At 73.7% G+C, this 25,446-nt stretch carries 28 protein-coding genes and 1 tRNA gene; 11 read left to right on the top strand and 18 right to left on the bottom strand.

Annotated features, from left to right (window positions below; genetic code table 11):
- Nucleotides 1–87 precede the first annotated feature (87 nt).
- Genes LN037_RS03510 through LN037_RS03500 form a run of 3 tightly spaced genes read right to left on the bottom strand, consistent with a single transcriptional unit; the run spans nt 88 to nt 2,635 of the window.
- The gene (locus LN037_RS03510; protein WP_230749864.1) at nt 88–1,053 is read right to left on the bottom strand and encodes a threonine ammonia-lyase; all 966 of its coding nucleotides are present in this window, start codon (nt 1,051–1,053) and stop codon (nt 88–90) included.
- On the bottom strand, nt 1,050–2,198 hold the full coding sequence (ygfZ, locus tag LN037_RS03505; protein ID WP_230749862.1) for a CAF17-like 4Fe-4S cluster assembly/insertion protein YgfZ: 1,149 nt from the start codon (nt 2,196–2,198) through the stop codon (nt 1,050–1,052). The genes LN037_RS03510 and ygfZ overlap by 4 nt, the downstream gene beginning before the upstream one ends.
- Nucleotides 2,195–2,635: a Fur family transcriptional regulator gene (locus LN037_RS03500; RefSeq protein WP_308286098.1), complete on the bottom strand. Its 441-nt coding sequence runs from the start codon at nt 2,633–2,635 to the stop codon at nt 2,195–2,197. Before LN037_RS03500 ends, ygfZ begins: the two co-directional genes overlap by 4 nt.
- A 149-nt stretch (nt 2,636–2,784) precedes the next feature.
- Between LN037_RS03500 and LN037_RS03495 the strand changes: the two genes are divergently transcribed.
- On the top strand, nt 2,785–3,438 hold the full coding sequence (locus tag LN037_RS03495; RefSeq protein WP_230749861.1) for a hypothetical protein: 654 nt from the start codon (nt 2,785–2,787) through the stop codon (nt 3,436–3,438).
- A 35-nt stretch (nt 3,439–3,473) separates the two neighbouring features.
- Complete coding sequence (locus LN037_RS03490; protein WP_230749859.1) at nt 3,474–3,848, top strand: hypothetical protein; 375 nt, start codon at nt 3,474–3,476, stop codon at nt 3,846–3,848.
- A 25-nt stretch (nt 3,849–3,873) separates the two neighbouring features.
- Here LN037_RS03490 and LN037_RS03485 read toward each other — a convergent pair whose 3' ends face one another.
- The 6 genes from LN037_RS03485 to LN037_RS03470 all read right to left on the bottom strand — a co-directional run bounded on the left by LN037_RS03485 (nt 3,874) and on the right by LN037_RS03470 (nt 6,596).
- Complete coding sequence (locus tag LN037_RS03485) at nt 3,874–4,497, bottom strand: heme-binding beta-barrel domain-containing protein (RefSeq protein WP_230750391.1); 624 nt, start codon at nt 4,495–4,497, stop codon at nt 3,874–3,876.
- 8 nt (nt 4,498–4,505) lie between these two features.
- Entirely contained in the window at nt 4,506–4,631 is a 126-nt protein-coding gene (locus LN037_RS32195; protein WP_018330590.1) for a hypothetical protein, read from the bottom strand.
- 118 nt (nt 4,632–4,749) lie between these two features.
- A complete protein-coding gene (locus tag LN037_RS03480; RefSeq protein ID WP_018330591.1) occupies nt 4,750–5,049 on the bottom strand; it encodes a DUF1416 domain-containing protein in 300 nt (99 codons plus the stop codon).
- Nucleotides 5,049–5,891 carry a sulfurtransferase gene (locus LN037_RS03475; RefSeq protein ID WP_230749858.1) on the bottom strand — a complete coding sequence of 281 codons (843 nt, stop codon included), beginning with the start codon at nt 5,889–5,891 and terminating at the stop codon, nt 5,049–5,051. Before LN037_RS03475 ends, LN037_RS03480 begins: the two co-directional genes overlap by 1 nt.
- Nucleotides 5,892–6,002: 111 nt before the next feature.
- A complete protein-coding gene (locus tag LN037_RS34005) occupies nt 6,003–6,086 on the bottom strand; it encodes a putative leader peptide (protein WP_372460379.1) in 84 nt (27 codons plus the stop codon).
- Between the two features lie 33 nt (nt 6,087–6,119).
- On the bottom strand, nt 6,120–6,596 hold the full coding sequence (locus LN037_RS03470; RefSeq protein WP_230749856.1) for a TlpA family protein disulfide reductase: 477 nt from the start codon (nt 6,594–6,596) through the stop codon (nt 6,120–6,122).
- A 153-nt stretch (nt 6,597–6,749) separates the two neighbouring features.
- Here LN037_RS03470 and LN037_RS03465 point away from each other — a divergent pair, with 153 nt between their 5' ends.
- The 6 genes from LN037_RS03465 (at nt 6,750) to pstB (ending at nt 12,689) form a co-directional block, all read left to right on the top strand.
- Nucleotides 6,750–7,550: a winged helix-turn-helix transcriptional regulator gene (locus tag LN037_RS03465; protein WP_230749854.1), complete on the top strand. Its 801-nt coding sequence runs from the start codon at nt 6,750–6,752 to the stop codon at nt 7,548–7,550.
- A 40-nt stretch (nt 7,551–7,590) separates the two neighbouring features.
- Nucleotides 7,591–8,496 carry a mycothiol synthase gene (gene mshD, locus LN037_RS03460; RefSeq protein ID WP_372460377.1) on the top strand — a complete coding sequence of 302 codons (906 nt, stop codon included), beginning with the start codon at nt 7,591–7,593 and terminating at the stop codon, nt 8,494–8,496.
- A 276-nt stretch (nt 8,497–8,772) separates the two neighbouring features.
- Entirely contained in the window at nt 8,773–9,876 is a 1,104-nt protein-coding gene (pstS, locus tag LN037_RS03455) for a phosphate ABC transporter substrate-binding protein PstS (RefSeq protein WP_230749851.1), read from the top strand.
- Between the two features lie 142 nt (nt 9,877–10,018).
- Entirely contained in the window at nt 10,019–10,993 is a 975-nt protein-coding gene (gene pstC / locus LN037_RS03450) for a phosphate ABC transporter permease subunit PstC (RefSeq protein WP_255693019.1), read from the top strand.
- The gene (gene pstA, locus LN037_RS03445; protein WP_230749848.1) at nt 10,993–11,904 is read left to right on the top strand and encodes a phosphate ABC transporter permease PstA; all 912 of its coding nucleotides are present in this window, start codon (nt 10,993–10,995) and stop codon (nt 11,902–11,904) included. The genes pstC and pstA overlap by 1 nt, the downstream gene beginning before the upstream one ends.
- An 8-nt stretch (nt 11,905–11,912) precedes the next feature.
- Nucleotides 11,913–12,689 carry a phosphate ABC transporter ATP-binding protein PstB gene (pstB, locus tag LN037_RS03440; protein ID WP_230749847.1) on the top strand — a complete coding sequence of 259 codons (777 nt, stop codon included), beginning with the start codon at nt 11,913–11,915 and terminating at the stop codon, nt 12,687–12,689.
- Between the two features lie 148 nt (nt 12,690–12,837).
- Here the strand turns inward: pstB and phoU are convergent, their stop codons facing one another.
- The 6 genes from phoU to LN037_RS03410 all read right to left on the bottom strand — a co-directional run bounded on the left by phoU (nt 12,838) and on the right by LN037_RS03410 (nt 20,790).
- Nucleotides 12,838–13,494 (bottom strand): phosphate signaling complex protein PhoU, encoded by a 657-nt coding sequence (phoU, locus tag LN037_RS03435; protein WP_230749845.1) that lies wholly within the window; start codon nt 13,492–13,494, stop codon nt 12,838–12,840.
- Nucleotides 13,495–13,574: 80 nt separating this feature from the next.
- Complete coding sequence (locus LN037_RS03430; RefSeq protein WP_230749844.1) at nt 13,575–15,290, bottom strand: LCP family protein; 1,716 nt, start codon at nt 15,288–15,290, stop codon at nt 13,575–13,577.
- A gap of 1,016 nt (nt 15,291–16,306) precedes the next feature.
- Nucleotides 16,307–17,305: a GGDEF domain-containing protein gene (locus LN037_RS03425; protein ID WP_308286097.1), complete on the bottom strand. Its 999-nt coding sequence runs from the start codon at nt 17,303–17,305 to the stop codon at nt 16,307–16,309.
- A 218-nt stretch (nt 17,306–17,523) separates the two neighbouring features.
- On the bottom strand, nt 17,524–17,985 hold the full coding sequence (locus LN037_RS03420) for a hypothetical protein (RefSeq protein ID WP_230749842.1): 462 nt from the start codon (nt 17,983–17,985) through the stop codon (nt 17,524–17,526).
- Nucleotides 17,986–17,990: 5 nt separating this feature from the next.
- Nucleotides 17,991–19,124: a tRNA dihydrouridine synthase DusB gene (gene dusB / locus LN037_RS03415; protein WP_230749840.1), complete on the bottom strand. Its 1,134-nt coding sequence runs from the start codon at nt 19,122–19,124 to the stop codon at nt 17,991–17,993.
- Between the two features lie 88 nt (nt 19,125–19,212).
- The gene (locus LN037_RS03410; protein ID WP_230749838.1) at nt 19,213–20,790 is read right to left on the bottom strand and encodes a Rieske 2Fe-2S domain-containing protein; all 1,578 of its coding nucleotides are present in this window, start codon (nt 20,788–20,790) and stop codon (nt 19,213–19,215) included.
- 89 nt (nt 20,791–20,879) lie between these two features.
- On the opposite strand from LN037_RS03410, the gene LN037_RS03405 reads away from it, so the two are divergent.
- On the top strand, nt 20,880–21,914 hold the full coding sequence (locus tag LN037_RS03405; protein WP_230749836.1) for a PHP domain-containing protein: 1,035 nt from the start codon (nt 20,880–20,882) through the stop codon (nt 21,912–21,914).
- Between the two features lie 334 nt (nt 21,915–22,248).
- Here LN037_RS03405 and LN037_RS03400 read toward each other — a convergent pair whose 3' ends face one another.
- On the bottom strand, nt 22,249–22,659 hold the full coding sequence (locus tag LN037_RS03400; RefSeq protein ID WP_230749834.1) for a hypothetical protein: 411 nt from the start codon (nt 22,657–22,659) through the stop codon (nt 22,249–22,251).
- An 18-nt stretch (nt 22,660–22,677) separates the two neighbouring features.
- Nucleotides 22,678–23,157 (bottom strand): L,D-transpeptidase, encoded by a 480-nt coding sequence (locus LN037_RS03395; RefSeq protein ID WP_230749832.1) that lies wholly within the window; start codon nt 23,155–23,157, stop codon nt 22,678–22,680.
- Nucleotides 23,158–23,687: 530 nt separating this feature from the next.
- Between LN037_RS03395 and LN037_RS03390 the strand changes: the two genes are divergently transcribed.
- Together LN037_RS03390 and LN037_RS03385 are read left to right on the top strand one after the other, a co-directional pair.
- The gene (locus LN037_RS03390; protein WP_230749830.1) at nt 23,688–23,906 is read left to right on the top strand and encodes a hypothetical protein; all 219 of its coding nucleotides are present in this window, start codon (nt 23,688–23,690) and stop codon (nt 23,904–23,906) included.
- Between the two features lie 264 nt (nt 23,907–24,170).
- Nucleotides 24,171–24,243, top strand: a tRNA-Lys gene (locus LN037_RS03385).
- 57 nt (nt 24,244–24,300) lie between these two features.
- On the opposite strand, the gene LN037_RS03380 is transcribed toward LN037_RS03385, so the two are convergent.
- Complete coding sequence (locus tag LN037_RS03380) at nt 24,301–25,443, bottom strand: tyrosine-type recombinase/integrase (RefSeq protein ID WP_230749828.1); 1,143 nt, start codon at nt 25,441–25,443, stop codon at nt 24,301–24,303.
- Nucleotides 25,444–25,446 lie beyond the last annotated feature (3 nt).

Here is a 25,446-nt window from a genome sequence, read left to right as displayed (position 1 = left end):
CCGATGTCACCCGTCGGAGCGGGGGCGGGCGTCGACCGGGCATCGGCGCGCGGGCGCCGGTCGTCCCACCCGCCGGATCCGGGCCGATCAGGCCGCGAGCACACGCGCGACCCACGCGGGGTCGACGTTGCGTCCGCTGACGACCGCCACGGTGCGGTCGCCCACCAGCGCGGGGTACGTGAGCGCCCCGGCGGTCGCCACCGCGCCGCTGGCCTCCGCCGGGACCCCGGCGGCGTGCAGCAGCCGCGCGGCGTCCTCGATGGCGTCCTCGCCCACGGTGACCACGTCGTCCACGAGCGCCGCCACGTGCTCCCACGGCAGCGCTCCGAGCCGCTGCGCGCGCAGGCCGTCGGCCGCGGTCCGCGCCACGTCGGCGGCCGGCCAGGCGATCAGCTCGCCCGCGCGCCTCGACGCCGCGGCGTCCCCGGCGAGCTCGGGCTCCACGCCCACCACCGACACCCCGCTGCCCGCGAGCGCGGCCGCGATCCCCGAGATCAGGCCACCGCCCCCGACGGGCACGAGGACCCGGTCGACGTCCTCGCCGAGCAGCTCCAGCCCCACGGTGCCCTGGCCCGCGATGACGTGCGGGTGGTCGAACGGGGGGACCAGCGCCCCGCCGGTCTCCGCCACGATCGCGTCCGCGCGGGCCGCGCGCTCCGCGGGCGGCACCGGGACCAGCGTCGCACCCAGCGCCGCCATCGCCTCGACCTTCACGGCCACGGCGTCGTCGGGCACCACGACCGTGCACGGCACGCCGAGACGGGACGCGGTCCACGCCAGCGCCCGACCGTGGTTGCCGCTGGAGTGCGTGACCAGGCCGCGCGCCCGGACCGCCGGGTCGAGCCGGGAGGCCGCGTGGAACGCGCCGCGCAGCTTGAACGCGCCGATCGGCTGCGTGTCCTCCCGCTTGAGTCGCAGCCCGGGCACGGCGTCGAGCGGCTCGAGCGCGGTGCGCACGGCCACCCCGTCGAGGACTGCCGCGGCGGCCTCGACGTCGCGACGGGTGACGAGGGCCGTCGTCGCGGTCGGGTTCCGCGGCCCTCCCGGGCTCATCCCTGCAGCCGGCGGACCGCGGTGCGCCCGGGCGGCTCGCCGGTGTCCGGGGGCACCGAGTCGGGGTCGACGGTGGCGGGGCCGGGCGTGCCCTCCTCGCGGTCGTCGGCGACCCAGAGCTCCGCGCCGCCCGCGACGGCGGAGCGCTTGACCAGCGCCAGGGCGATCGACCCCAGCTCGTGGTGCCGCACGGCGGTGCCGATGCGCCCGACCGCGCGGCCGCCCTCCGCGGTGAGGACGGGCGTCCCGGGCGGCGGGAGCGCGTCGTCGCCGGAGGCGAGGTGCAGCAGGACCATCTGCCGCGGCGGGCGGCCGAGGTTGGCGACGCGGGACACGGTCTCCTGGCCGCGGTAGCAGCCCTTCGACAGGTGCACGGCCGAGCCGATCCAGCCCACCTCGTGCGGGATGGTGCGGTCGTCGGTGTCGAGACCGAGCCGCGGGCGCAGCGAGGCGACGCGCAGGGCCTCGAAGGTGTCGAGTCCGGCGGGCGTCGCCCCGGCCCCGGTCAGGCGCCGCCACCAGTCCGCCAGGGCGGGCCGGGGGACCAGGAGGTCCACGGCGTGCTCCGGCCAGTCCTTCCGACGGACGACCCCGCCCCCGGAGAGGGGGCCGGCGTCGGCCGTGGGCAGCTCGACCCCACCCGCCGTCAGGACCTCGGCCACGTCCGGGCCGACGAGTGAGAGCAGCGCGAACTCCTCCGTCGCGTCCCGGACCTCCACCTTCGACCAGAAGGTCATGGAGGACAGGTAGGCCGCGAACGCCTCCGCGGTGCCGGGCTCGACGTCGAGCCAGATCGCCGGCTCCGTCTCCCCCGTCGCGCCGCTCGTCCCGGTGACGTGGCTGATCACCGCGTGGTGCTCCACCCGGCCCTGCACGTCGAGGACGAGACCCTCGGTGCCGGCTCCGTCCGGCAGGTCGGCGACCTGCTGGGAGACGAGCAGGTGCAGCCAGCTCAGCCGGTCGTCGCCGGTGACGACGACGAGCCCGCGGTGCGACCGGTCGACCACCACCGCCCGGCGGGTCGCGGCGCGCTGTTCGGCGAACGGGTCGCCGTAGTGCGAGGCGACACCGCCGTCGGGGCGGGCGTCGTCGCCGTCGGGGTGGCCGATGGCGCCGGGGGTGTCGAGCAGCGGGGAACGACTCATGCCTCTCCCTCCGAGTTCTCGGTGTCGGACGACTCGCACCGCGAGCAGAGCCCGGACAGCGCCACGTGCGTCGGGTCCAGGGCGAACCCGGCGCGTGCGGCGAGGACCTCGGCGAGGTCCTCGAGCAGTTCGGCGTCGACCTCGTCGACCGTGCCGCAGCGGTGGCACACGAGGTGGACGTGCTCGTGCTCCCCGGTGGCGTAGGTCGGCGCGCCGTGGCCGAGATGGGTGTGGCGCACGATCCCGAGCTGCTCGAGCAGGTCGAGCGTCCGGTACACCGTGGTGATGTTCACCGCGGGGGCGATCTCCTGCACCTTCGTGCAGATCTCCTCCGGGGTGGCGTGCCCCAGCTCGGACACGGCGTCGAGGACGAGCTGGCGTTGTGGGGTCATGCGCAGGCCGCGGCGGTGCAGCGTCTGCCGCAGTTCGGTGTCCACGCCCCCGATGGTAGGCCGACGCGACACGCCGGGGACGACGCTGCCGGGTCCCGTCGGCGGCCGTTCGGCGTCTCGCACCGGTCCGGATCGATCCTTACCATCGGTGGGGCCCGATCACGGACGGGATCGGGCTGGTGACGAGGTGATGTATGACGACGGGTGAGCGGGGGCGGACTCCCCCCGACGCCGAGCACTACCTGGACCTGCCGGACGCACCGGAGGAGGCCGACGGGCCGCACTTCGACGTGGTGCTCCGGGGGTACGACCGGGCCCAGGTGGACGAGCACGTGGCCGGCCTGCGCCGGATGGTGGCGCAGCTGCGGGCCCAGCTCGCGGTCCGCGAACGACGCCGGGTGCCCGAGCCGCCGCCGACCCCGCGCCGCGAGCTCGCGGCGACGCTGCAGGAGGGCTCGCCGAGCGCGCCCGCCGCGGCGGCGCCGTCGCAGGACCCGGACCAGGTCGGCGCCTTCAACGAGCGCCTGCGCGGCATCCTCCAGGCGGCCGAGCAGGAGGCGGCGCTGGTGCGCAGCAAGGCCGCCGAGTCGCTGCTGGCCGAGCACGCCGAGTCCCGCGCCGCCCTGGCCGACCTGCGCGCCCAGCGTGACGCGGTGTTCGACGAGCTCGTGAAGGTCAAGGGCCATCTCGACGACCTGGTGGCCAACTCCGGGCGGCCGTCGCGACCCTGGCCGGGCCCGCCGCAGCGGCGTCCGTTCGGGCCGCCGCCCTACCCGCCCCCGGGTCCGCCGCGCCCCGCGCCGCCGCAGGACATCGAGGACACCTCGGACCTCGCCGCCGAGAGCTGATCGCGGAGCGTGGCGGGCGAGTACGCTGCGTCGCCATGGGGGACTGGGCCGAGCGGTTGGCGTCGTGGTCGAGCGAGCCGCAGGCGTGGATCGTCGGGGCGGCGGTGCTGATCGGCATCGCCGTCGTCCTGCTGCTCCTCGCCGCGGTGCTCGCGTGGCGCGCCCGGCGTCGGGCGCGTCGCGCCGCCGCCCGTCCCGACGACGGGTCGCGGCGCCTGCTCGCGGCGCTGGTCGCCGACCCCGACGGGGCGCTCGCCGCGCTCGACCGGGACGACGAGCCGTGCGCGACCGCGATCGCCCTGCTCCGGGCCGGGGTGCCCGCGACCGGGGTCGCCCGGCTCACCGGGATCGACGTGGCCGAGCTGGGCGACGTGGTCGCCACGCGCCTCGGGGTGCTCGAGCCGCGCTGACCCGGCGCCGGCGCGGGGGTCGAACCTAACCGGCGATCCGCTGCAGCCGCGCCGAGACGTGCGGCTGCATCTCCTGGCCCATCATCGCGCGCTCCTCGACGTAGAAGAGGTCGCCCTCGACGATGCCGTAGAGCCGGTTGGCGGCCTGGACGTCCTTCGCGGTGGCGGTGCGCACCGTGGCGTCGGTGGAGAGCTCCCACGAGGTCTGGGTGCGCGCCGTGCCGTAGAAGATCTCGACGATGCCGGTGGCGTGCGCCAGCAGGAGCTCGATCGTGCCGTCGGGCTGGGGGCGCCAGAAGCCGGTCTCGCGGGCGGCCGGACGGACCACGGCGCCGCCGGGACCGTCGAGCAGCCAGGCGCGGGCCTCCCAGGACAGGAACGGCCGGCCGTCGTGGGCGACGGTGATCTGCTGGCCGAAGTGGAACGGGCCGTCGATCGTCGGGTAGACGACCTCGCCCTCCCCGCGCCACACGCCGACGAGCGGCAGGACCGGCAGCAGGGCGTCGTTGAGGTCCGGACCCTGCCGCAGGTTGGCGGTGTCGTCCGGGATCGGCAGGTCGGCCCACTGCGGGCGGTTGGCGTCGCGGGTGTGCTCGGCGCGCTCCTCGGCGGCGCGGATGGCCTCGTTGCCGGCGAGGCCCTCGGGCATCTCCTCGCTCACGACGCACCTCCGGAGAGGTCACGGGGAGCTTCGTCGCGGAAGAGCCGCCTCGTCAGGACGAGCGCGTAGGAGAGGATCCCGGCGCTGGTCGCGGCGAGGAGGACCGTGTAGACCCAGGCCACGCCGACCACCCTAACGACGAACACCCGCCCCGCCCGGCAGGGGCGGGACGGGTGTCCGACGACGTGGCTTACCTGGCACCGGGCGCATGCGGTGACGCACGGCCGGCACCGGAGGTGCTCAGCCCACCGGCACCTCGGTGGTGTAGAGCCCGGGGCCCTGCACCGCGACGTCGGCCTGGCCGTTGCCGGAGCGCGAGAGCGCCCGCACGGTCCAGCTGCCGGGCGCCGCGAAGAAGCGGTAGTCGCCGGTCGCCGAGGACACGACCTCGGCGGTGAACTCGCCGGTGCCGTCGAGCAGGCGCACGTAGGCACCGCCGACCGGCGAGCCGCCGTTGGTGACCTTGCCGACCAGCACCGACTCCTTGGTCAGGTCGACCCCGGCCGGGATCTCGGCCGTCTGCTCAGGAGCTCCGCACATCAGGACTTCCCATCCCCGAGCTCGACCGGCACGCCGATGAGCGAGCCGTACTCGGTCCACGAACCGTCGTAGTTCTTGACGTCCGACTCGCCCAGCAGCTCGTGCAGGGCGAACCAGGAGTGCGACGACCGCTCGCCGATGCGGCAGTAGGCGATCGTGGATCGCGACGAGTCGAGGCCCTCGGCCTCGTAGAGCTTGCGCAGCTCGTCGTCGGACTTGAAGGTGCCGTCCTCGTTCGCGGCCTTCGACCACGGCACGTTGAGCGCCCCGGGGATGTGGCCGCCGCGCTGCGCCTGCTCCTGCGGGAGGTGCGCCGGGGCGAGGAGCTTGCCCGAGAACTCGTCGGGCGAGCGGACGTCGACGAGGTTCTTCGACCCGATGGCGTCGACGACCTCGTCGCGGAAGGCGCGGATCGAGAGGTCCTGCTCCTGCGCGGTGTAGGTCGTCTGCGGACGCTCCGGGACGGCGGTGTCGAGCTTGCGGCCGTCGAGCTCCCACTTCTTGCGGCCGCCGTCGAGCAGCTTGACCGCGGTGTGGCCGTAGAGCTTGAAGTACCAGTAGGCGTAGGCGGCGAACCAGTTGTTGTTGCCGCCGTAGAGCACCACGGTGTCGTCGTTCGAGATGCCCTTCGACGAGAGCAGCTTCTCGAAGCCGGCCTTGTCGACGAAGTCGCGGCGGACCTGGTCCTGCAGCTCGGTCCTCCAGTCGATCTTGACGGCGCCGGGGATGTGCCCGCCGTCGTAGGCGCTGGTGTCCTCGTCGACCTCGACGAACACCACGCCGTTGGCGTCGAGGTTCTCCTCCGCCCAGTCGGCGGTGACCAGGGCGTCCTGGCGGCTCATGAATGACTCCTCGTGCGGGGATGGGAGCGACGCCCGCACGGCGCCGCTCTCGGTTGACTCGAATCGAGAGACGTCGCGCCGGTGCCCCGTGCCGACGGGGCGGGATGGACCTCAGGCGCGACGGGCGCCCGGACACAGGCTGCTGTCGACGCGGCACAGGTCCACTGCGCGTCGCCGTGTCAGGCCCTCGTCCACGGGCGCCACGCTACCCAAAGCGACCCGCACAGGTCACCCGTGACCGTTCGATCGGCCGAGGTGGGGCTGGATCGCCGTCACCAGCGCGGCCCGGCGGGGCACGCCGTCGACCCGGAGCAGCTCGTACCCCCGGCCGTCGACGAGCAGCGTGGTGGGCGTGCGGGCGACACCGAGCAGCCGTGCGAGCTCGGGGCGGTCGGCGAGGTCGACGTCGCGGTGGACCAGCCCCGGCAGCTCGGCGGCCACGTCGCCGAGGACGCTGCGGGTGTCACGGCAGTGGGTGCAGAACGCCGCGGAGATCTGGAGCAGGACCAGGCTCCCGTCACGGGCGGCGAGGTCGGCCGGCAGCCGCGGGGCGGGCACGGCGCCCTCCTGCGCGGCGGGCGGTTCGGGGGCGCGGTGGCGGCGGCGCAGCAGCAGCCCGACCACGAGGACGACCGCGCCGAGCGCGAGGATGACCACCAGGGTGACGACGGCCGCCGTCATGCGCTCCAGCCCCTCTCCGACCACGGTCGCGGACCCGCCCGTCCACGCCCGCTCCCACGGTAGGCAGTGGCCCTCCCGCCCGGCGCACGCGGGCTCCACGTGACATGCAACGCGCGCCGGGGTGACGGCGCGGTGAACGGCGCTAAGGTTCCGGCACCACTGTGGAGGGAGACTCGCGTGGAGCTGCTGCTGCTCACCGCCGACCCCGAACCGACGTCAGTGCTGCCGTCGTTGACCCTGCTACCCCACGGGCTGCGCACCGCCGCACCCGAAGTGGCCGCCCTGCTCGACGCCGGACCGCACGACGCCGTCCTCGTCGACGCCCGCCACGACCTCGCCGCCGCCCGGAGCCTGTGCCGTCTCCTGGGCTCCACCGGGCTCGACGTCCCGGTGATCGCCGTCCTCACCGAGGGCGGCCTCGTCGCCGTCTCGCTCGAGTGGGGCGTGGACGAGGTGCTGCTGCCCGGTGCCGGGCCGGCCGAGATCGACGCCCGGCTGCGCCTGCTGCGCGCCCGCCGCTCCTCCGACGCGGCCGGCGGCGACGGCGCGCTGGTCCTGGGCGAGCTGGTCATCGACGAGGGGACGTACACCGCCCGGCTGCGCGGCCGCCCGCTCGACCTCACCTACAAGGAGTTCGAGCTCCTCAAGTACCTCGCCCAGCACGCCGGCCGGGTGTTCACCCGGGCGCAGCTGCTGCAGGAGGTCTGGGGCTACGACTTCTTCGGCGGTACCCGGACGGTCGACGTCCACGTGCGGCGCCTGCGCGCCAAGCTGGGCGCCGAGCACGAGCAGCTGATCGGCACCGTGCGCAACGTCGGCTACAAGTTCGTCCGGCCGGTGCGCGGGGTGCTCGGCGGGGGCGACGGCGGACGGGGCGGGCTCGCGCTCGACGAGTCCGGTGACGACGAGGAGCCCTCCGGGGCCGGGTCGCACGACGACCGTGTGGTCCGTCCGGCGCTGTGGGCCGGACGCGTCTGACCAGCGCGTACCGTCTCGAGGTGTGATCACGCCGCAGTGGATCGAGCCGACGCCGGCCGAGCGGGAGGAGCTGGGGCGCCTCGGCGCGGACCTGGCGCGCGCCGACGGCGTGGCCGCGTTCTCCGAGGCCACCCTGCTCGACCTGGCCACGCCCACCGGGCACGGCCGCTACCTCGTCGCCCGGTCCGACGACGGGTCCCTCCTCGGGTGGGCGCACGTCGACGTGGCCGACCCCGAGGACGTCGTGGTCGAGCTCGGGGTGGCCCCAACCGCGCGTCGGCAGGGGGTCGGCCGGGCCCTCGCCCGGGCGCTCGCCGCCGACGACGTCGCGCGGCCCGGCCGCATCCGCGCCTGGGCGCACGGGGGCCGGCCCGGTGCGGCGGAGCTCGCCGAGAGCGAGGGGCTGGTGCGCGAGCGGGAGCTGTGGATGATGCGCCGGCCGTCCGGCGCCGGACCGTTGCCCGACCGGCGACCCGTCGACGGCGTGTCGATCGTGGCGTTCGAGCCCGGTCGCGACGAGGACGACGTCGTCGCGGTCAACGCCCGCGCGTTCGCCTGGCACCCGGAGCAGGGCGGCATGACGGCGGACGACGTGCGGCGCCGCGAGCAGGAGCCGTGGTTCGACGCGGCGGGCTTCCTGCTGGCGCGCGAGGACGCGACGGGCCGGCTGCTCGGCTTCCACTGGACCAAGCGCCACCCCGACGGCGCCCGGGCGGACGACGGGCCGGTCGGCGAGGTCTACGTGGTGGGCGTCGACCCCGACGCCCAGGGGCGAGGTCTCGGCGGCGCCCTGACCCTCGCGGGGCTGCACCACCTCGCGGGCCGCGGGCTCGACGAGGTGATCCTCTACGTCGAGGCCGACAACGCCCCCGCGGTCGCGACCTACCGGCACCTGGGGTTCGAGGTGGACGCGACGGACGTGTCCTACCGTCTGCCGTCGCGCTGATCGTCGCGCGACACCTCCCGGCCACCTGGCGGTCACCCGACGGCGACAGGTGAACGTTCAATCACGGTCCGCATACACCGACACGTGGTGTGACCAGCATCAACCCGTTCCGGTGGTCCCCGGCGACCCTGTTCACCTCGCGTTCACCTGCTCACCCGGAGTCGTCCATCCCGGCTGCCTAATGTCCGCGTCCGGCCGTCACGTATCCGTTCGGCGGCCGGAATGCCCGGATCGTCGACACGGCGGCCGGCACCGAGGACGAGACGGGAGATCTCTGTGAGGTTCCAGCGGCGCGCAGCGGCGGTCGGTCTGATCGCGGCCGGGGCGCTCCTGTTCAGCGCGTGCGGCAGTGACGACAACTCCGGCGGCTCCACCGAGCAGGCGTCCGGGGTCACCTGCGGCGGCAAGCAGGACCTGCGCGCGAGCGGCTCGACGGCCCAGGCGAACGCCCTGACCGGCTTCGTCAACACGTTCGAGCAGACCTGCAACGGCCAGACCGTGAACTACACCGCCAGCGGCTCCGGCGCGGGGCGCAACGAGTTCATCGGCGGCCAGACCGACTTCGCGGGTTCCGACTCCGCGCTGAAGGCCGACGAGGCCCAGCGCGCCCAGCAGCGCTGCGCCTCCCCGGCGCTGAACCTGCCGCTGGTCTTCGGCCCGATCGCCGTCGCCTACAACGTGCCCGGCGTGACCGACCTGGCCCTCGACGGCGCCACGGTCGCCGCGATCTTCAACGGCCAGATCACCACCTGGAACGACCCGCGGATCGCGGCCCTCAACCAGGGCAAGACCCTGCCGGCCGCGCCGATCGTCGTGAACTTCCGCTCCGACGAGTCGGGCACCACGCAGAACTTCCAGACCTACCTGAACGCCGCGTCGAACAACGCCTACGGCAAGCAGGCGACCCAGACGTTCAACGGCGGCGTCGGCGCGGGCGCCCGCGGCTCGCAGGGCGTCACCGACGCCACCAAGAACACCCCGAACTCGATCGGCTACGTCGAGGCGTCCTTCGCGCAGAAGGCCCAGCTCCCGGCCGCGCAGATCATCAACTCGGGCGGCGGCCAGCCGGTCGCGCTGTCCACCGACAACGTGGCGAAGGCGATCGACGCCGTGCAGGTCACCGGGCAGGGCAACGACCTGACCCTCGACCTGAACAGCCTCTACAAGACCACCACCCCGGGCGCCTACCCGATCGCGCTGGCGACCTACGAGATCGTCTGCACCAAGTACGCCGACCCGCAGACCGGGCAGGCCGTGAAGGCGTTCCTGCAGACCGCCCTGTCGCCCCAGGCCCAGGGCACGCTGACCGCCGGCGGCTACGTGCCGATCCCGGACGCGTTCAAGCAGCGCCTGACCACCTCCATCAACGCGATCTCCTGATCCCCGGGATCGACGGCAGATCGACAGACGCGTGACCCCCGACGGCGACGAGGCGGATGCGAACACCGTGAGCGAGCGCACCACAGAGCGGGCCCCGTCGGACGACCCCGAGACCCGGGGTCGTCCGACCGGATCGGCCACCATGTCCACCGTGACCGACACCCAGCCCACCGCCACGGACCCCGGCCGGACGACCTCCGGCGGTACCGGTGAGCGTGTGTTCCGCGGGCTCACCACCGGCTCCGGCCTCGTCGTCGTCGCGGCGATCGCCCTGATCGGCCTCTTCCTGGTCGTCCAGGCCGTCCCGTCGCTGCTGGCCAACAACGCGAACTTCCTGACGAGCCCCGAGTTCGTCACCACCGACGCGGCCAACCTGCGCTTCGGCATCCGTGACCTGCTCGTGGTCACGCTGCTGTCGTCGCTGATGGCCCTCGTCATCGCGATGCCGATCGGCATGGGCATCGCGCTGTTCCTGACGCAGTACACGCCACCGCGTCTCGCGCAGCCGTTCTCGTACGTGATCGGCCTGCTCGCGGCGGTGCCGTCGATCGTGTTCGGTCTCTGGGGCATCCTCGTGCTCGCCCCGGCGATCGAGCCGTTCGCCGCGTTCCTCCAGACCTACCTCGGCTGGTTCTTCCTGTTCGCGCCGGGCAACCTGCCGGTGCTCACGGGCACGATCTTCACGGGCGGGATCGTCCTCGCGATCATGATCCTGCCGATCATCACGGCGACCACCCGCGAGGTGTTCGCCCAGACCCCCCGCTTCCAGGTCGAGGCGGCCCAGGCGCTCGGCGCCACGCGCTGGGAGGTCATCCGGATGGCCGTGCTGCCCTACGGGCGCAGCGGGTTCATCGCGGCCTCGATGCTCGGTCTCGGCCGGGCGCTGGGCGAGACGATCGCGGTGCTGCTGGTGATCCGCGCGGCGACCTCGCCGTCGACCGGCAGCCTGTTCGACGGCGGGTACACGTTCGCCTCGCTGATCGCCTCCGCGGCCTCCGAGTTCAGCCAGCCGCTGCCCACCGGCGCCTACATCTCGGCGGGCCTGGTGCTGTTCGTCCTGACCTTCGTGGTCAACGCGATCGCCCGCGTGGTGGCGGGCGGGAAGGTGAACGGCTGATGAGCGCCGCACTCGACGCCCCGGAGCGTCCGGCCGCGCCGGCCACGTTCCGCAACGTCTCCACCGCCCGGAAGATCAAGGACCGTCTCGCGACCGTCCTGGTCTCGCTGGCCTTCCTGATCGCCGTGATCCCGCTGGTGTGGCTGCTGGTCAGCGTGCTGATCAAGGGCTTCCCGGCGATCGTCTCCGCCGACTGGTGGACCCGGTCGCTCTCCGGCGTCACGCCCGACGAGGTCCGCGGCGGCGTCTACCACGCCATCGTCGGCACCCTGGTCCAGGCCGTGATCTCCGGCGTGATCGCGGTGCCGGTCGGCATCCTCGCCGCGGTCTACCTCGTCGAGTACGGCCGCGGCCGGCTCGCGAAGACCACGAGCTTCATGGTCGACATCCTCTCGGGTGTCCCGTCGATCGTGGCGGCGCTGTTCATCTTCGCGCTCTTCGTCTCGATCGTCGGCCTGGAGCAGAGCGGCTTCCTCGTCGGCCTGGCCCTGGTGCTGCTGATGCTGCCGGTGGTCATCCGGAACACCGAGGAGATGCTGCGCCTCGTGCCCGACGAGCTGCGCGAGGCGTCGTACGCGCTGGGCATCCCGAAGTGGAAGACGATCCTGCGGATCGTGCTGCCGACCGCCCTCTCCGGCACGATCACCGGCGTCATGCTGGCGTTCGCCCGCGTGATGGGCGAGACCGCGCCGGTCCTGGTGCTCGTCGGCTACGCCCGGGCGATCAACTTCAACCCGTTCGAGGGCAACCAGGCCTCGCTGCCGCTGCTCATCTACACCGAGCTCTCGACGAACCCGTCGGCCGCCGGCCAGCTCCGCATCTGGGGCGGCGCGCTGACGCTGATCCTGATCGTGATGCTCTTCCAGCTCGCGGCCAGCCTCATCTCCCGCTACTCGGCGATCTCGAAGTAAGGACCATCGTGGCCAAGCGTCTCGACCTCAAGGACGTCGACATCTACTACGGCGACTTCCACGCCGTGCAGAACGTCAACCTCTCCGTCCCGCCGCGCAGCGTCACCTCGTTCATCGGGCCGTCGGGCTGCGGCAAGTCGACGGTGCTGCGGACCCTCAACCGCATGCACGAGGAGATCCCCGGCGCGCGCGTCGAGGGCCAGATCCAGCTCGACGGCGAGGACATCTACGCCCGCGGCTCCGACGCCGTGGCCGTGCGCCGCACCATCGGCATGGTCTTCCAGCGCCCGAACCCGTTCCCGACGATGTCCATCCGCGACAACGTCGTCGCCGGGCTGAAGCTGCAGGGCGTGCGGGACAAGAAGAAGCTCGACGAGGTCTGCGAGGCCTCGCTGCGCGGCGCGAACCTCTGGAAGGAGGTCTCCGGCCGGCTCGACAAGCCCGGCGGCGGCCTCTCCGGCGGTCAGCAGCAGCGGCTCTGCATCGCCCGCGCGATCGCCGTGCAGCCCGACGTGCTGCTCATGGACGAGCCCTGCTCGGCCCTGGACCCGATCTCGACGCTCGCGATCGAGGACCTGATCGGCGACCTCAAGAAGGACTACACGATCGTCATCGTCACCCACAACATGCAGCAGGCCGCGCGGGTGAGCGACCAGACGGCGTTCTTCAACCTCGAGGCCACCGGCAAGCCGGGGCACCTCGTGGAGATCGACGACACCGAGAAGATCTTCTCGAACCCGACCGAGCGCGAGACCGAGGACTACATCTCCGGCCGCTTCGGCTGAGCTGCCTGCACGACGACGGGCCCTGCCGCACCGGGTGCGGCAGGGCCCGTCGTCGTTCGTGGGCGCTCCGGGTGGCCCCTCGGTCGGACGCACGGGTCGTTTCGTGGCCCCGATGGGCACGAACGACCCGTGCGTCGGCGGAAGAGGATCAGGCCAGCGGCGGGTCCGGCATCTTGCCGGTGACCATGAAGACGACGCGGCGGGCGACCGCGACGGCGTGGTCGGCGAAGCGCTCGTAGAACCGGCCGAGCAGCGTCACGTCGACGGCCGGGGCGACGCCGTGCGGCCAGTCCTTGTTCATCATCACGGTGAACAGGTGACGGTGGAGGTCGTCCATGGCGTCGTCGTCGGACTCCATGGTGAACGCGAGCTCGATGTCGCGGTCGAGGATCACCCGGCGCGCGTCCTGCGCAAGGTCGAGCGCGACACGGCCCATCTCGGCGAAGTAGGGAGCGACCTCCTGCGGGAGCACGAGGTCGGGGTGGCGCCGGCGGGCGGCCTTCGCGACGTGCAGGGCCAGGTCGCCCATGCGCTCGAGGTCGCCGGCGGAGTGGATGGCCGCGATGACCGAGCGCAGGTCGCCCGCCACCGGGGCCTGCAGGGCCAGCAGCCCGAACGCCTGGTCCTCGGCGGAGGTCCGCAGCGCGTCGATCTCGTTGTCGGAGGAGATGACCTCCTCGGCCAGGTCGAGGTCACCGTCGAGCAGGGCGCTCGTGGCCTTCTTCATGGCCTCGCCGGCCAACAGGGACATCTGGGCGAGCTCGTCGTTCAGCGACGAGAGCTTCTCGTGGTAGGCCGCGCGCATGCGCGCAGACTAGGCGGAGGGCTGGTCGGCCACCCGTCGCCCGCATGAACCAGCGGTGAACGCCCCGGAATGTGAGCTGGTCAACGGCACGTGCTGTCCGCCGCGTTGACCAACGCGGGCAGCGGGGAGGCGGGCGCCGGGGCGGCCGGGTCGACGACCCGGCCGTCGAAGTCGTCGCCGAGCTCGAGGACGAGCGAGCCGGTGCCGTCGGTGCGTGGCGTCAGCACCGCGGTGGGCACGGCCTTCTGCAGGGTCGCCGCCGCGCCCGCCTGGTCGGGCGTGAAGCGGATCGTGGTGCGGCCGTCGGTCGCGGCGGCGGCGCTGGAGCCCCGGACGTCGCTGGTGACGGTGAACCCGTAGCCGCGCAGTGATCCGGCGACCGAGCCCGCGGACGGCCCCTGCTGGGTGCTCACGTCCCGCCGGAAGCCGGAGCCCTCGTCGTCGCCGGACCCGCCGTCGCCGTCGCCCCCGTCCGACCCGCCGTCCGATCCGCCGTCCGAGGGACGGTTCGTGGTGGTGGGGGAGCCGCCGGAGGCGCTGACCTCGGTGGCGGAGCCGCCGTAGCCACCGCCGTAGCCGCTGCCGTCGTCGTAGCCGGAGGTGGAGCGGGCGTCGACGAGCCGCAGCGCGACCCGCTCGGCGGGCACCGGCGGCGCCGGGGGCGGCCCGACGGGCGCCGCTCCGGGCTGTCCCGGCAGCGGCGCGTCGTCGATGATCGCGTCGAACAGCGCGCGGTCCTCGGCGACGCGGAGGACCTCGTTGCCGCGGGCGTTCGCGACGCCCGTGGTGGGCACCGTCGTGAAGGTGACCGCGCGTGCGTCGAGCCCGGAGAGCGACTGTCCGAGCGAGAGGAGCTGCGCGGCCTCGATGTTCTCGCCGTAGGTGGAGCGCCCGACCGCGTCGACCAGGGCGCGCAGCTTCCCGACGTCGAGCAGCGTCCCCGCCGACAGCGCCTGCCGCAGGAGCGCGGAGAGGAAGATCTGCTGGCGGTTGATGCGGCCGTAGTCGCTGGTCGGGTCACCGACGACGTGGCGGGCCCGGACGAAGTTCAGCGCCTGGTCGCCGGTGAGCACCGACGTGCCGGCGCGGGGGACGACGGTGCCGAGCACGGTGTCGCGCATCGGCTTCTCGAGGCAGACCGGGACGCCCTCGACGGCGTCGACCATGTCCTTGAACCCGGAGAAGTCGACACCGAGGAAGTGGTTGACGGCGAGCCCGGAGAGCTCCTGGACCACCTTCGTCACGCAGCGCGGCCCGCCGACCTGGTACGCCGAGTTCAGCTTGACCTTGGGCGCGCGGGGGATCGTCTGGCCGGTGTACGCGCCGGACACCGAGTCCCACCGCTCGCAGGCGGGGCGGTCGATCTCGAGGTCGCGCGGGAACGAGACCACGGTCATCCGGGCCCGGTTCGCGGGGACGTGGACGATCATGACGGTGTCGGAGCGCGCGCCCGGGACGTCGGTGGCGTCGCCGACGTCCTCGCTCGGCGGCGCGCCGACCCGCGTGTCGGAGCCGACCACGAGGAAGTTCTGGTCCCCGGCCTGGGCGGCCGGGTCGATGATCGCGGTCGACGTCGGGTCGAGGGCGCCGATCTTCCGGACGGCGGCCTCGAACCACGACGTCGCGCCCCACGCGACGCCGCACACCAGGACGATGACCGCCGACATCGCGACGGCCGTCAGCCGCAGCGTCCGCGCCCAGGTCCACGGGCCGACCCGGGTGCGCATCCGCGCCCCGACCCCGGCGAACACGGCCGACGTGGCGGCGAACCCGGACGCGTCGGCGTCGGCGGGCACGAGGACGGCGCGCGGGGCGGCGTCGCGAGGTGCACGTGAGGCAGGTTCCGGGGCGGCCGGGGCTGCCTGGTGTGCCTCTCGCGGTGGGGTCGGCGGGGCCGGCTTCCCGACGGCGGGTGGCGCGGCCGGTGAGGAGGTGGCCGCGGCGGGTGCGGGCGCCGGGGCGGTGTCGCGAGGTGTACGTGAGGCAGGTTCGGGGGCCGCCGGGCCTGCCTGGTGTCCCTCTCGCGGTGGAGCCGGCTTCGTGGGCGCCGGGGCGGTGTCGCGAGGTGCACGTGAGGCAGGTTCCGGGGCCGCCGGGCCTGCCTGGTGTGCCTCTCGCGGTGGGGTCGGCGGGGCGGGCTTCCCGACGGCGGGTGGCGCGGCCGGTGGCGCGGCGGGCGCGGGCGCCGGGGCGGTGTCGCGAGGTGCACGTGAGGCAGGTTCCGGGGCCGCCGGGCCTGCCTGGTGTGCCTCTCGCGGGGCCGCGGCCGGACCGGGGGCCGGGGCCGGCGTCCCGACGGCGGGCGCGGCAGTCCGGACGGTGGGAGCCTCGGACGGGCCCGCCGGACCCGCCGGAGCCGCCGGAGCCGACGCGGGCTCGTCCGCCGCAGCGGCGGCCGCGACGAGGTCGCGCATCGGCTCGGTCTCGGCGGTCGCGCCCGCGGGGCGCAGGCTGCGCCGACCCGGGCGCTTGCGGGCGAGCGGCACCATCGTCGGCGCGACCCCGCCGCGCCGGTCGGCCGCGGTGTCCCCGACGACGACCCGGGTGGGCACCGACGGCGGCCCGGTCCGCACCGTCTCCGGCGACCGGGCCGCGGGGACACCGGGACCGGCGCCGCGCTCACGGTCGTCGGTCACGGGACCCCCGAATGGTCAGGAACGCATCCGGAGACCGGCGGCCGTCCGGGGTGCACGGATCGTACTGAGCCGGTCACCGGGTCGCGCGCGCGGGCTTACTCTCGAGTCCCACCGGAGGCAAGCGACGTCACCCGATCGTGACGGACGCGTCCGTTCGGCCGCGTGCGTGCCCGCACTCAGGGCAGGGCGCGACCCGATCGGGCCGGGTTGGCCACCGCGCGGGCGATGGCGGCGACGCCCCGGCGTCCCGCGGCCGGCCCGGCGAGCCGCACCTGCCCCGTGTCGTCGCGGAAGGCCACGGCGTTGCGACCCGTGCGCTTCGCGACGTAGAGCAGCTCGTCGACGTGGTCGAGGAGGCCGTCGCAGGTGCCGCCCGCGTCCTCGGGGTCGAGGCACGCCAGCCCGAGGCTCGCCGTGACGCGCAGCTCCGGGGCGATCGCGGACCAGTCGTGGTGCTCGATGCGCGCGCGGATCGACTCGCACAGCGCCACCGCGTCCGCGTCGGCCGGCCGCGGCAGGACGAGTGCGAACTCCTCGCCGCCGTAGCGGGCGCAGAACCCGTCGGGCACGCGGGCGTCGATCTCCGTGCGCATCAGGCCGACGAGGGTGCGCAGGACGGCGTCGCCGATCGCGTGGCCGTAGGTGTCGTTGACCAGCTTGAAGTGGTCGACGTCGACGAGGGCCACGCAGACCGCGCCGTCCCCGCCGTCACGCAGGGTGGACAGGCGCTCGTCGAGATAGCGGCGGTTCCAGGTGGCCGTGAGGCTGTCGCGCCGGCTCTGCTCGCGCGCCTCGGCCCGTTCCCGCCGGAGACGGTCGACTTCGCGGCGTAACTGCTCGGGCACGTGGACCGGAGGCGTGTCGCCGAGGTGCACGAGGGCCATGGCCGCGCGCAGGTGCTGGTAGGCGCGCCGCCAGTCGCCGCGGTCGGCGAGCACCTCCGCGGCCGCCTCGTGGGCCCGCGCCTGGGCCGCGCGCGCGGCCCCCGCGTCGTCGGCCGCCGCGTCCAGCCGAAGGGCCTCGTCGATCCCGACGATCGGAGCGGTGTCGAACGTGCTGGCAGCGAGCTCCTGTCGGGTCGCGGAGGGCAGCTCGGAGGGGGGCGCGCCGACCGTCGCGGCGGGCGCACCCGTCGACACCCGGTCCGGCGAACCGCCGACCGTGGAGCCCCTCACGACCACCCGCCGCTCCTTCGATGCCTCGCGCCCGTGCTCCCTCCAGTGTGCCGCGCGAGCGTTCCTGTGCAACGTCCGCACCCCGCCCGCCAACCGAATCCACCGTCCGGTCGACGTGACTCTGCGTGGAGGATTCGGGCTGCTGCTCGTTCGGCCCCAGATTCGTGCCCGACCGGGTGCTCAAGCTCCGGCGACGTGACCGCTCGTACTGTCAGATCTCAGTCAGCGCACGGAGCGTAGCTGGTGACCCGCGTGTCCTGGATCACGAAGTGCTTCGATCCGACGTCCTCGCGGACCTCCGCGGCCCCGCGCCGGACCGTCACGGCGGCGGCGGCGACGTACACCGCGCCCGCGGGACGGCCCACGTCCGGCAGGGTCGCCGGGGGACGCCACTCCGGGTCGGGCCGCAGGGTGCGGGAGACGAGCCGGGTGTCGAGCGTGAGCTCGCCGAAGCAGCGCTCGGGCGGGAAGGGCGCCCCCTCGGCCTGGGTGCCGCGCAGGAAGTCCGCCTGCTCCCGGGCGCCGGCCGCGCCGGCCCGGTTCGAGGCGTCGACGTAGGCCGCGATGAGGGCGCGGTCGGCCGGCGGCACCGTCGCGGCCCGGGGCGTCCCGGGCACCGTCGCGCCGCAGCCCGCGAGACCCGCCGTCAGGACGACGATGACGGCCGCGGCGACGCGCACGGAGGTCAGCCGCCGGAGTGCATGACGTCCGCGCCCGCGGGCACGGTGGCGTCCTCGGGGTCGTCCAGCCAGCCCTCGGGCAGCGTGACGTGGCCCGGGGAGCCCTGGCGACCGCGGGGCCCGTCGGCGTCGGGCGGGAACGGCTGGTCGTGGTCGAGGCGCGCGAGGAGCTCGTCGAGACGCTCGAGCCCGTCGATCATGCCCAGCTCGCGGCGCACCTCCGACCCGACGGCGAAGCCGTGCAGGTACCAGGACATGTGCTTGCGCGAGTCGCGGACGCCCTTGCGCTCGCCGTGGTGGGCGATGAGCAGCTCGACGTGGCGGCGCATGACCCCGGCGACCTGGCCCAGCGTCGGCGGCGTGGGGCGCTCGCGGCCGGCGAACGCCGCCTCGAGCTCGCCGAACAGCCACGGGCGGCCGAGGCAGCCGCGGCCGACCACGACGCCGTCGCACCCGGTCTTCTCGACCATCGCGAGCGCGTCGTCGGCGGCGAAGATGTCGCCGTTGCCCAGGACCGGGACCTCGGCGGGCACCGCGTCGCGCAGCTCGGCGATGCGGCTCCAGTCGGCCTGGCCGGAGTAGCGCTGGGCCGCGGTGCGGGCGTGCAGGGCGACGGCGGCCGCGCCCTCGGCGGCGGCGGTGCGCCCGGCGTCGAGGAAGGTGACGTGGTCGTCGTCGATGCCGATCCGCATCTTCACGGTGAGCGGGAGCCCGCCCTTCGCGGCCGCCGCGACGGCCGTGCGGACGATCGCCTCGAACAGCCGCCGCTTGTAGGGCAGCGCCGCGCCGCCGCCGCGCCGGGTCACCTTGGGGACCGGGCAGCCGAAGTTCAGGTCGACGTGGTCGGCGAGGTCCTCGTCGACGATGCGCTCGACGGCGCGCCCGATGGTCACCGGGTCGACGCCGTAGAGCTGCATCGACCGGGGCTGCTCGTCGGCGTCGAACGCGATCATCTCGGCGGTGCCGGGGTGACGCTCCACGAGCGCCCGCGCGGTGATCATCTCGCAGACGTAGAGGCCCGCGCCCTGTTCCCGGCACAGGCGTCGGAACGGCGGGTTCGTCACGCCCGCCATCGGCGCGAGCACGACCGGGGCGGCCAGCTCGTGCGGACCGATGCGGAGTGGCTTCACGGTCTCCATTGTGCGCGCCGCACCGGCCCGCCCCGCGTGAGGGGAACCCTCGGGCCGCACGAGCGCACGAGGGTTCCCCTCACGCGGGGGTGGCGGCTCAGAGCTTCTCGGCCCGGATCTCGTGGCCGGCGCTCGTGAGGCAGCGGCCGGTGGCGAGGTTGAACTTCCAGTTGTGCAGCGTGCAGGTGAGCACGTCGCCGTCGACGGCGCCGAACTTCGACAGGTCGGCCGACAGGTGCGGGCAGCGCGCCTGGACCTTCCAGCCGTCGAGCTCGATGTCGCGGCCGTCGTCGTTCGCCGCGTCGTACCAGTTCTCCACGTAGTCCATCCGCTCCTCGGACAGACACTTGAAGAACGTGTAGAGGTACTCGTTGTACTGGCCGACGCGGGTCGCGGCGAACCGCACCGACAGGAACAGCGAGTTCGACCAGTCGACCTCGCCGGTGTCGATGTTCGTCTGCACCAGGGTGGCCGGGATGGTCCAGCGGTAGCGGGCCTGCTCGCCGTCCCAGGTGCGGATCTCGCGGCCGGCGAAGTCGAACGCCAGGGCGAGCGTCCCCTCCTCGTCGACGCCCGGGGCGCCCGCGGGCATACCGGTGAGGTCCATGCGGACCACGCCGCCGATCCCGTCGCACATGTGGTCGGCCCGCTTCATCAGCGGCTCGATCCACTCCTTGAGCTGGCGCAGGATGTCGGCCTGCGGCTCCGACCAGCGCGCCTTCTGCGCCGCGATCGCGGGGCGGGCGCGCTCGGCGAACTCCCGGAGGTAGTTCTCCTTGTCGACGAAGATGCGCTCGACCTCGTCGTCGGCCATCGGGTGCGTCAGGTCCCGGACGACGGGTCCCTCGATCTCCGCCGTCGTCCCCGGCAGCAGCAGGTGACCGCCGTCGTGGCCGAGTTCCCGCATGCGGGCGAGGAACTCCCACTGGTCGGTGAAGATCGACTCGCCCTCGACGCCCTCGTACCCCAGGCCGTTCCAGCGGAACAGCTCGTCGTCGAGGAAGCAGGGCGGACCCGCCGTCGGGAAGATGTTCGGGGCGCCGACCTCGCGGATGTAGCGCATCGCGCGGTCCTCCTGCCCGATGCGCTTGCGGCGGGCGAACTCGCGCTTCGCGGCCTTCGGCAGGTCGTAGACCATCGGCCACCAGATCGCGCCCGAGAACTGCGTGAAGTGCGCGTCGTAGGCACCGAACTCCAGCAGCTCCGGGATGTCGAGCGGGTGCGCGTCGTTCTGGTTGACGATCCGGGCGGTGCCGTCGTCGAGGGAGAGCGCGGAGTCACCGATGGGGCCGTCGCCCGGGCCCTTGAGCGAGGTGACCATGATCCGCAGGCCGCCGTCGAGCTCGACCGGCTCGCCCGAGCGGGTGCGCACGAAGTGGCGGAAGCCGAGCTCGCGCAGCTCGTTCTCGAGCTCGTCGGTGGGGAAGTCCGGTAGCAGCACCCGGGCGTCCTTCGACACGTGGCGCGCGAGGTTCTCGGCGTCGAAGTGGTCGCGGTGCAGGTGGGAGACGTAGAGGTAGTCGCACTGCCCGAGCGCGGCCCAGTCCAGCGCCGTGTTGTCCGGGAAGGGGACCCACGACGCGAAGAAGGTCGGGTTGGTCCACGGGTCGCACAGCACGCTGCCGCCCGTCGTCTCGAAGCGCATTCCCGCGTGTCCGGTTCCGGTGACCCGCACCAGCAGACCTCCTCCAGCTCGACAGCTCGTCCCCGATTGTCCGCGTCACCGCGTCACAGGAGCTGCCCGGGTGGGGTATCCCTGACCACGTGACCCGACTCCCCGTCGACGGAGACCCGATCGCCGCCCTGCGGGCCGTCGCCTTCTACTACGAGCGTGAACGGGCGGACACCTATCGGGTGAAGGCGTACCGGACGGCCGCCGACCGTCTGGCCGAACTGTCCGCCGACGAGGTCGCCTCGCGCGCCGCGGCCGGCACGCTGACCGACCTCAAGGGGGTGGGGAAGAAGACGGCGGGCGTGGTGGCCGAGGTGGTGGCGACGGGGACGTCGGCGGCGGTGGAGGAGCTGGCCGCGAAGCACTCCGAGCCGGTCGCCGGTGGGGTCGAGCTCCGCGCTGCTCTCCGCGGCGACTGCCACACGCACTCCACGTGGTCCGACGGCGGGTCGGACATCCTGGAGATGGCGCGCACCGCCCGCGACCTCGGGCACGCGTGGATGGTGCTGACCGACCACTCGCAGAACCTGACCGTCGCGAACGGGCTCAGCCCGGCCCGTCGTCGGGAACAGTTCGCGGTGATCGACGAGGTCAACGAGGAACTGGCGCCGTTCCGCCTGCTGCGCGGGATCGAGGTCGACATCCTCGAGGACGGCTCGATCGACGCGCCCGACGACCTGCTCGCCGAGCTGGACCTCGTGGTCGCCTCCGTGCACTCGAAGCTGCGCGCGCCGAGCGAGGAGATGACGGCGCGGATGGTGTGCGGCGTGTCGAACCCGTACGTCGACGTGCTCGGGCACTGCACCGGCCGACTCGTCACGGGCGGCCGGGGGACGCGCCCGCCGTCCACGTTCGACGCCGAGGCCGTGTTCGAGGCGTGCCTGGAGAACGGGGTCGCCGTCGAGATCAACTCACGCCCGGAACGGCTGGATCCGCCGCGGACACTGCTGCGCCAGGCGGTCGAGGCGGGGTGCGAGTTCGTGGTCGACACCGACGCCCACGCCCCCGGCCAGCTGGACTGGCAGCCCTACGGCTGCGAGCGGGCGAAGGAGTGCGAGGTGCCGGTCGACAAGATCGTCAACACCCGCTCCGTCGACGACCTCCTCGCCTGGCGAACCCGCCTCTGAGCTGGGCAAACCAAGTCGTTTGCGGATCAGCGGATCCAGGCTTAGCGTGGTGAGTACATGGGAGAGGAGGTGGTCCGACGTTGATGAACGACAGGACTCGTGAGGTGTCCGTCAGCTAGCCGACGTCAGGTCGTGGATTGACCGGCTCCGCCTTCGGGTGGACACGTCAGCTGGTGAATTCCCGACGGACACCGGACCCCCGGGGCGCTCGGAGTTTGTCCATCCGAGCCCCTCGAGCGCCGCTCGAGGGAAGTATGCCCCGGGGGTTTTCCTGTGCGCTGCGCGCTCGTGAGCACTATCGGTCGCTATAGCGACCTTTTCTGCTCACCTGTGCTCACAGTGCAGCGTGCCGGGCGTGCCCACCCGTCGTCGGGAAGGGGACGGCGTCCTCCTCGCGACGACGACGCCGGCCGCCGGTGCCCGCGATGCTCGGGGTGTCGCCCGTGGGCGGGAAGTCGAGCGAGTACGGCGCCTCGGCGCGCCAGCGCGAGCGCTCCGGGCGCTCCTGCCGTGCCGGGCGTGTCGTCCCCGGCACGAGCGGACCGTGCGGGCCGGTGCCGGGGAGATTGCCCCGGCCGACCCACTCCGCCTCCTGCGCGACCCGGTAGGTCTGGCACGGCCAGGAGGCCGTCCGCCCCGTCGTGTCGCGGCAGCCGCCGCAGCGGCCGGCGGGGTCGGGGACGTGCTCGGCCAGGACCCGGCGGACCAGGTCGGGCATCTCGGACATGACCAGGGCCATCGACATGCGTGGCCTCCAATCGGGTTACGGGAGGATCTGGACCTCGTCGTTGACCTGCAGGAAGTCGAAGAACGCCTTCGAGTCCTCGTCGCCGAGGTGCACGCACCCGGCCGAGGCGCGCTCCAGGCTGCCGCCGTGGAAGGCGTCGCCCGGCGCGAAGAAGACCGAGTTGGGCATCGGCGCCTGGTTGTACTCACGCGAGTGGTGGTACTGGTCCTTCCACATCACGTGGAAGACGCCGGTCGGGGTCTCGTGGCCGGGGCCGCCGGTCGTGATCGGGACCGGCCCGCGGACGAGCTTGCCCTGGCCGTCACCGATCCACGCCTTCTGCTGCGAGATGCTCACGCAGGCCTTCGCGGTGACCTCGCACGGCGGCGCACCCGGAGCCGCCGCCGGAGCGGCGAATGCGGGGACCGCGGCCTGGAGCACCCCGGCGCCGACGACTCCGGCGGTGAGCGCCGTCCGCGCGAGGCGGCGCTCGGAGTGCTTCTGGTGACGACCCAACTCGTGTCCTTCCCCGACGGTCGTGCGTGTGGTGCGGCGGCGACCATACGTCTCGCTCAGGTCACCGATCGCGTTCGGTGGGGTCACGCTCGGTGGTGTCGCTCGTGGGTCATCCGAGCGGGTATCGGCCGTCTGACCTGCGACGACGTCCGGAACTCGTGTCGTGGTGAGTCCGGTCTCCGCCGAGCGGTGGGCGCGTCGCGGCGCTCGGGTGGAGCAGCGGTGGGCGACTCGTCTGCGGTGTCCGGATCCCCCTTCCCGACGTCGGGTCGGTGCCGGCGCCGAGCGGAGGCGCGAGTGCGCCGGGCGGGCGAGCGGTGCCGTAGTGGACGACGGCAGACACCGCCCGTGCCGCGGCGGACGCTCGTGTCCTGGCGAGGAGGTCGTGATGCGACGAGTCGAGATCGGTGCGGTCGTCCTGCGGGTCCTGGGACTGGCCGACGCCCTGAGTGCCTGGCTGTTCCCGGCGCCGCCCGAGGCACCACCCGGGACGGATCCGGTGGGTCTGGGCGCTGGGCGCCCTGACCGTCGTGCTGCTCGCGGTGTGGTGGGCGCGGCGGACGCGGGGGCTGCTGATCGGCGCGGTGGTGCTCCGGGCCCTGTCGGCGCTCCTGGCGGTGCCGGCGCTGATCTTCGGGGTCGACGGGGCGCTGTGGGTGACCCTCGCGGTGCTGATCGTGATCACGGTGATCGGGATCGTGCTCGTGGCGCCGGCGATGTCCGGGAGGTCGTCGCGGGCGGTCGCGTGAGTGGACGGCCCCTCCGACGCGTCCCGTGCCACCGATCGGCCACGGCCGTCGGAGGGTCAGGGGTCCGCTCGAACCGTGTCGTGTGGACCCGGTCCGGGCCGGCTCGGCCGGGCTCGAGGTCCAGCAGGCCGGGACGGCCCGAGATGTCAGTGGCACGGAGCGCCCTCGGAGGCGCTCAGTGCTACTGAAGTCAGCGCGGGCGACGAGGCTCCGCTCGACCGACCCGTGCCGGGCTCCCGCCGCGCCGACTAGGCTCGGACGAGCGGGCCTCTAGCTCAATGGGCAGAGCATCGGACTTTTAATCCGCTGGTTGTGGGTTCGAGTCCCACGGGGCCCACCCTCTGCCCAGGTCAGCGACGGTGCGGGCTCTCCGGCCGGGGTCGGCATCCATGACTTACCCATGAGATTCGTCCTCCCTGTCGTGCCAGGCGTCGAGAGCGGACGCCGCGCCGGGGTTCGCGATGCGGCGGCCGAAGTAGAAGTTCTGGGTCATCGAGACCTGCGCGTGCCCGAGTTGGTCGGCGACCGCGCGGGGCGACTGGCCGGCGGCATCGAGCACCGTGGCGCAGGTCTTGCGGAACACGTGGCTGGTCACCCAGGCGAAGCCCTCGGAGCCGCGGGCGTCCCGAAGCGCGCGGCGGGTGTTCGACGGGTCCCGCCAGCCGCCGAGGGTGTCGGGGAAGAGCGGCCCCATCGCCTCGCCGTCGGGATCGCGCTCGCGCAGCATCTCGAGGGCGAAGCGGGGCAGGATCAGCCGCCGCTCACCGGCCTCCGTCTTCGTGGACTTCCGGACGAGGCCGACGCCCGTCAAACGGATGAGGGTCCGGGACACGCCGACGGTGCCCGCCTCGAGGTCGACGTCCGGCCAGGAGACGGCCAGCGCCTCCCCGATGCGGACACCGGTGGCAAGCATGAACCGGCACAGGTCCGGCAGGTCCTTCTCCCGCGCGGCCTCGTCGGCGTCGAGCTGGGCGAGCCAGGCCCGGCACTCGGCGAGGGTGAGCGCCCGCGTCGGCTTGCGACGACCGGCGTGGACAGGGCTGAGGTCGCGGACCGGGTTCGAGCGCACGGCCCCGTGGCGCACGGCCAGGCCCATGACGCCGGACAGCACGGAGCGGGCGAGCTTCGCGGCGGCCGGCCCTCGGTGGGCACGGACGGTCTGGACGAAGGAGTCGAGCACCGGGACGGTGGCCTCTCGGACGCGGAGTGACCCGACGCCTGGGACGACGACGGTCTCCATCTGCCGTCGGTAGAGCTCGGCCGTGCCGGGTGAGCGCTCCCCGGCCTCGACGGCCCGCTCGACCGAGGCGAACCACAGCGCGGCGACCTCCTCGAGGCGGGTCTCCCCAGAGATGCCGGTTCCCAGGCGGGCGCGGTCGCGGAGCGCGAGCTTCAGGGCCTCGGTGGCCTGCGCCTTAGTCGACCCACCGCGCTCGACCTGCCGCGTCTTGCCGTCGAGGTCCCGGAAGAGCGCGAGCGCCCGGTACTTGCCCTTGGTGCCCTGGACCCGGATACGGCCGTAGGTGCCGACGGGCATGGG

Source organism: Actinomycetospora soli (genome assembly GCF_021026295.1).
Classification (GTDB): Bacteria; Actinomycetota; Actinomycetes; order Mycobacteriales; family Pseudonocardiaceae; genus Actinomycetospora; species Actinomycetospora soli.
The sequence above is the reverse complement of the archived record's forward strand: the minus strand, read 5'-3'. Positions and strand labels throughout refer to the sequence as shown.

Bases quoted from the DNA above. Each gene is read 5' to 3' on its own strand.
- LN037_RS03380 (WP_230749828.1), bottom strand. From the start codon at position 25,443: ATGCCCGTCGGCACCTACGGCCGTATCCGGGTCCAGGGCACCAAGGGC.
- LN037_RS03475 (WP_230749858.1), bottom strand. From the start codon at position 5,891: ATGAGCCGCCAGGACGCCCTGGTCACCGCCGACTGGGCGGAGGAGAAC.
- pstA (WP_230749848.1), top strand. From the start codon at position 10,993: ATGAGCGCCGCACTCGACGCCCCGGAGCGTCCGGCCGCGCCGGCCACG.
- ygfZ (WP_230749862.1), bottom strand. From the start codon at position 2,198: ATGAGTCGTTCCCCGCTGCTCGACACCCCCGGCGCCATCGGCCACCCC.
- pstC (WP_255693019.1), top strand. From the start codon at position 10,019: ATGTCCACCGTGACCGACACCCAGCCCACCGCCACGGACCCCGGCCGG.
- LN037_RS03485 (WP_230750391.1), bottom strand. From the start codon at position 4,497: ATGCCCGAGGGCCTCGCCGGCAACGAGGCCATCCGCGCCGCCGAGGAG.
- phoU (WP_230749845.1), bottom strand. From the start codon at position 13,494: ATGCGCGCGGCCTACCACGAGAAGCTCTCGTCGCTGAACGACGAGCTC.
- LN037_RS03495 (WP_230749861.1), top strand. From the start codon at position 2,785: ATGACGACGGGTGAGCGGGGGCGGACTCCCCCCGACGCCGAGCACTAC.
- LN037_RS03510 (WP_230749864.1), bottom strand. From the start codon at position 1,053: ATGAGCCCGGGAGGGCCGCGGAACCCGACCGCGACGACGGCCCTCGTC.
- LN037_RS03480 (WP_018330591.1), bottom strand. From the start codon at position 5,049: ATGTGCGGAGCTCCTGAGCAGACGGCCGAGATCCCGGCCGGGGTCGAC.
- LN037_RS03400 (WP_230749834.1), bottom strand. From the start codon at position 22,659: ATGTCGATGGCCCTGGTCATGTCCGAGATGCCCGACCTGGTCCGCCGG.
- dusB (WP_230749840.1), bottom strand. From the start codon at position 19,124: ATGGAGACCGTGAAGCCACTCCGCATCGGTCCGCACGAGCTGGCCGCC.
- LN037_RS03490 (WP_230749859.1), top strand. From the start codon at position 3,474: ATGGGGGACTGGGCCGAGCGGTTGGCGTCGTGGTCGAGCGAGCCGCAG.